General features: G+C 65.7%; 6 protein-coding genes and 1 pseudogene. All 7 read left to right on the forward strand.

All coding sequences use genetic code 11. From position 1 onward, the window contains the following. The coding region (locus NR193_RS32985) for a zincin-like metallopeptidase domain-containing protein (protein ID WP_256754835.1) at positions 1-284 on the forward strand (284 nt) is incomplete at its 5' end. Beyond that, positions 281-652 (forward strand): DUF2958 domain-containing protein, encoded by a 372-nt coding sequence (locus NR193_RS32990; RefSeq protein WP_256754836.1) that lies wholly within the window; start codon positions 281-283, stop codon positions 650-652. The genes NR193_RS32985 and NR193_RS32990, both read left to right, overlap by 4 nt. Before the next feature lie 174 nt (positions 653-826). After that, positions 827-2959 carry a ParB/RepB/Spo0J family partition protein gene (locus tag NR193_RS32995; RefSeq protein WP_256754837.1) on the forward strand — a complete coding sequence of 711 codons (2133 nt, stop codon included), beginning with the start codon at positions 827-829 and terminating at the stop codon, positions 2957-2959. A 91-nt stretch (positions 2960-3050) separates the two neighbouring features. Continuing rightward, a complete protein-coding gene (locus NR193_RS33000) occupies positions 3051-3527 on the forward strand; it encodes a hypothetical protein (RefSeq protein ID WP_256754838.1) in 477 nt (158 codons plus the stop codon). Between the two features lie 101 nt (positions 3528-3628). Next, positions 3629-4054: a hypothetical protein gene (locus tag NR193_RS33005; RefSeq protein WP_256754839.1), complete on the forward strand. Its 426-nt coding sequence runs from the start codon at positions 3629-3631 to the stop codon at positions 4052-4054. After that, positions 4051-4316, forward strand: a pseudogene (locus NR193_RS33010) (DUF6117 family protein). Before NR193_RS33005 ends, NR193_RS33010 begins: the two are co-directional and overlap by 4 nt. A gap of 172 nt (positions 4317-4488) precedes the next feature. Then, a partial coding sequence (locus NR193_RS33015; RefSeq protein WP_375162761.1) for a hypothetical protein occupies positions 4489-4825 on the forward strand: 337 nt, incomplete at its 3' end.

Genomic DNA, 4825 nt, shown 5'->3' on the forward strand with positions numbered 1-4825 from the left:
GCGCCTTCGGCACCAAGAGATATGCTTTCGAGGAACTGGTCGCCGAGATGAACGCTGCCTTCTGCTGCGCCTCACTTGGCATCGTGCCAACCGTGCGCCACGCCGACTACTTGGCCTCCTGGCTCGATGTCCTGCGCGAAGACAACCGCGCCATCGTTCGCGCGGCCTCCCAGGCCAGCAAGGCGGCCGACTGGCTGCTCGCCTTCCTGCCGCAACCTGGCAGCGGAGCCAAGGCAGGCCCGGCCGACGTCGATGAGGCCGAGATCGAGAGGAGGGCGGCATGATCCTCCTCACCGAGGAACTGCGCGAGCGCCTGCTCGCCAATGGCCGCGAGCGCAACGCCGATCACATACCGGTCGTGAAGTTCTTCAATCCGCTCGGCGAAGGAACCTGGCTCGCGACCGAGCTGGATGCCGATGGCGACGCCATGTTCGGTCTCGCCGATCTCGGCGATCCCGAGCTGGGCAGTTTCTCGCTCCTTGAGATGACGTCGATCCGGCTGCCCTTCGGCATGGGCATCGAGCGCGACATCCTCTTTGCCACCGACCTGCCGATTTCGGTCTGGGCAGAGGCCGCCCGCCGGGCCCGAAGCCTTCGCGACGCGGAACGCATCCTCTACCACGCCGCTCAGTCTGGTCGCGACGGCGCGTGATATCTCAGCTTGAAATTCGCAAAGCCGCGGATGCGCAAAGTCGTGTCTGCGGCCCTGTGCCACTCCGGATCTTCGGTGTGCGGCGCAGTCCTCAGAGTGAGAGGGCTGCGCCTTTCTTTGTGACGGGTTTGGAGGTCGAGAGAGTCTCGGTCGCCCGTCGCGGAGATAGTCCACATGGCTACGCCCAAGCAGAAGATCACCCTCAACGCCTCGCGTGACATCCCCTTCAACAAGCTGATGCTGAGCCAATCCAATGTCCGGCGTATCAAGCGCGGGGAAACGATCGAGGACCTCGCCGCGTCGATCGCACGGCGCGGCCTGCTCCAGAGCCTCAACGTCCGGCCAGTGTTGGATGGCGAGGGTAACGAGACCGGCATGTTTCAGGTGCCGGCTGGCGGGCGCCGCTATCGCGCGCTGGAACTGCTGGTCAAGCAGAAGCGCATGATCAAGACCGAGCCGGTTCCCTGCGTCGTCAGCGACGCCCACAGCGCGGTGCCGATCGAAGAGGATTCTCTGGCCGAGAATTTCCAGCGCGAGGACCTTCATCCCCTCGACACGTTCCGGGCCTTCCAGACTCTTCACGACCAGGGTGCCAGCCATGAGGAGATCGCGGCACGCTTCTTCGTGTCCGCAACGTTCGTGCAGCAGCGCCTGCGGCTCGCCAGGGTCTCGCCCAATCTGCACGATATCTACGAGCAGGAGGGCATGAAGCTCGAGCAACTCATGGCCTTTACCGTGACCGACGATCACGTCCGTCAGGAGCAGGTCTGGGAGACGCTCGAAAACTCTTGGTCGAAGGAGCCGCAGCAGATCCGGCGGCTGCTGACGGAGACCACGGTGCCGGCAAGCGATCGCCGGGCGCTGTTCGTCGGTGTCGACGCGTATGTCGCTGCCGGCGGCGTGGTGCTGCGCGACTTGTTCGAGGCCGACAATGGCGGCTGGCTGCAGGACCCCGCTCTGCTCGATCGCTTGGTCCGCGACAGGCTGAAGTCGATCGCCGACGAGATCGCGGCGGAGGGCTGGAAGTGGATCGTGATCGACGTCGATCTGCCCTATGGCCACAACCACGGTCTGCGGGCGCTCGCCGGCACCCCCGCCGATTTGACCGACGCGGAGCGGGCGGAACGCGAAGCCCTCCGGGCGGAGTACGATCGGCTGGAAGCCGAATATGGCGAAGCCGACGAACTCCCCGACGAGGTCGATCAGCGCCTCGGCGAGATCGAGACCGCGCTCGCGGCCTTCGAGAGCCGGCCGATGAACTACGATCCGGCCGAGATCGTGCGCGCCGGTGTGTTCATCAGCATCGACCGTGATGGCGATCTCGTCGTCGATCGGGGCCATGTGCGCCCCGAGGACGAAGCGACGCAGGGGGGCGACGGCGACTCCGCCGAGCCCTGCGGTGCGACCGAGAGCGAGGATAGCGGGGACGATCCTTCGGTTCGCCGCGCCACCATCACAATGGGCGCGCAGGCGTCCGAGCCCGAGGAGGATGACGGCGACGCCATCAAGCCGCTGCCCGAGCGCCTGGTGATCGAGCTCACCGCCCATCGCACGTTGGCGCTGCGCAATGCAGTGGCCGAGAACCAGCATATGGCCATCACGGCGCTGTTGCATCGGCTCGTTCTCGACACCTTCGGTCAGCGTTCCGCGACCGGCTGCGTAGAGGCCTTCGTCCGGCATGTCCACCTGCCGTGGCAGGACGTAGGTCTCAAGGACAGCCCCGCGGCCAAGGCCGTCGATGAGCGCCATGAGGCATGGAAGAGCGTCATTCCACTGGATGACGATCAGACTCTATGGGCCTGGCTCGATAGTCTCGATGACGCCAGCCGGCAGGCGCTGCTGGCGCATTGCGTCAGCTATGGCATCAACGCCCTGTTCGAGCGGCCCAATCCCTATAGCGGTGGTGGCATCTCTCAGCATGGGCTGGATCAGCGGCTGCGCGAGGCCGATCGGCTGTCCCGTGCCACCGGCCTCGACATGGTGGATGCTGGCTGGCGCCCGACGGTCGATAACTATCTCGGCCGCGTCACCAAGTCCCGCATTCTCGAAGCCGTGCGCGAAGGCGCCGGCGAGCAGGCCGCCCAGCTCATCGACCATCTCAAGAAGGATGACATGGCCAAGGAGGCCGAGCGCCTCTTGGCCGATAGTGGCTGGCTGCCCGAACCGCTCCGCCTCAGCGGGGAAGACGCGCCGGCCGCGCAGCCGGATGAGGGCGAGGAAGCAGACCTTCCCGAATTCCTCGCCGGTGACGACGAGGACGGCTCGGCCGCCGATGAGACTACCGCACACGCGGTCGCCGCCGAATAGCACCGTTGGCGGGGCGGGTCGCTCGGCCCTTTCTTCTTCACCTCACGGCCCGGTGCATCGCCGGGCCTTTTTCGTTTCAGGAGACACATCCATGTCCGCCCACATCGTCTATGACAACGCCCCGCTCGGCTCACTGATCCGTTATTGCGACGGCACGTCGAAACCGCCCGCGCGCTTCACCCGCAAGCTCGCGGACTGGGAGCGTCGCAACGGTCTCGGCCGCCTGGTCCGCAAGGCACCACCGCGCGACCGTCCGACCTACTGCGCCCCGGCCTCGATCACGCTCAACGAAGGGAACTTTTCCTCCGGCGGCATTATCCTCGTGACCGTTATGCGTAGCCACCCGGTCGACAGCGCGCTCAGCTTCGAGATCGTCGAGCGACCCGCGATCGGTATGGTCCGGGTCCTGCAGCAGGTCGGCGACGACGACGAATTGCTCCACCTCGCCGAGAGCCGCGAGGCGGCCGAACTCTGGTTGGCCAAGACCGGATACCGCAATGCGCGGCTTGAAGACATCACCGCCGACGAGGTCGGCGCCGATTTCGTCGAGGGGCGGGCGGCAGCGTAACCACGTAACACCACACCTGCACGCATGGACATCAACCTCGATCCACCACGGCCCGGGCTCGGAGACGAGCGCCGGGCCGCCTGTTTTTCAGGAGCAGCACGATGCCGCAATTCACTATCGAGACGACCTATCACCTGCCGGTCTTCCGGCACTCCATCTATTCCGCCGACACGCCTGAGGCCGCCTGCCGTCTAGCCTTCGAGGACAATGACTGGTCTGGTCAGAGGGAGGACCATGAGTCCTCCGGCGAATCCCACGTCACCGGCATCTGGCAAGGTGCCGATGCCGCCTATCGCGGACAGGCCAATTCGGTTCCTGCGCATTTCGGGGAAGCGGTGCAGCGCAAGGCCGCACAATTCGAACTCATGCTGGGCTTGCTCAAGATCATCGTTGGCGATGCGAAGGCCCGCCGACCGACGCCGCCGGGGTGGCTCGGCAAGGCGGAATGGGCGATCGCGCGCGGCGAAGCGATCCTCATGGGCACATCTGGTCCCGATCAACCCGAGGATGCGAGGGACTTGGCATGAGCATCCCCGACCACGCCCGCAGCAACTTCCAGACGCTGCTTCGTGCCGCCGGCGACGGCAACCTCGCGCTGATGGAATGCGCCGACGCGGCGACCGGGCAGCGGCGTTATGTAATCTGCGCGGTCGGCGGGAGGGCGCGGACTACGTGTTCACGCCGTTCGGTCATCTTGCCGACGGCAATCCCTATGATGCGTACCTGCCGCCCGATCCCGACGACGCCAATGGTTTCCTACAGAAGTCGGAGGCTGACGGCGGAATATGATCGAGATCGGTTGATACCGGCAGGCGCTCCACCTCATGGCGGGGCGCTTGTTTCATTTTGGCTTCGGCGGGGCCCTGAGAGGGAGAGGGGGCCGGAATGGGTTTGAATCCGTGCGGTCCAGAGAGAGCGCCGCGCGGCTCGATCCTGTCCCCGCTCTCCCGAGGTTCACACCATGTACATGATCTCGCCCGCTGCGGCGGTTCCCGCTGCCGCGCCGCTCCCGCTTGCCAAAACCCGTGCAGCCGGAGCTATCTTCGCCGCCGCCGGTCTGCTGCTTCCCCGTCTCGAACGCGGCGAGTGCATCGACGCGCCAAAGCTGCGCTCGGCGATGGAAGCCGCATTCGGCGCCTCCGACGCCGCCGGCGCCTGGGACTGGAAGCAGGCCTACGATGCCTGCGAGGCCGCGATGGTCCTTTTCCTGCGCAAGTACGGAAAGGCGTTGTTCCGCAAAACCGCGTCGCCGGCTCTCCGGCTTTCCGCATTGTCGAAGATCGCCGGGCTCATGCCGA

Source organism: Mesorhizobium sp. Mes31 (assembly GCF_024519675.1).
Taxonomy (GTDB): Bacteria; Pseudomonadota; Alphaproteobacteria; order Rhizobiales; family Rhizobiaceae; genus Mesorhizobium.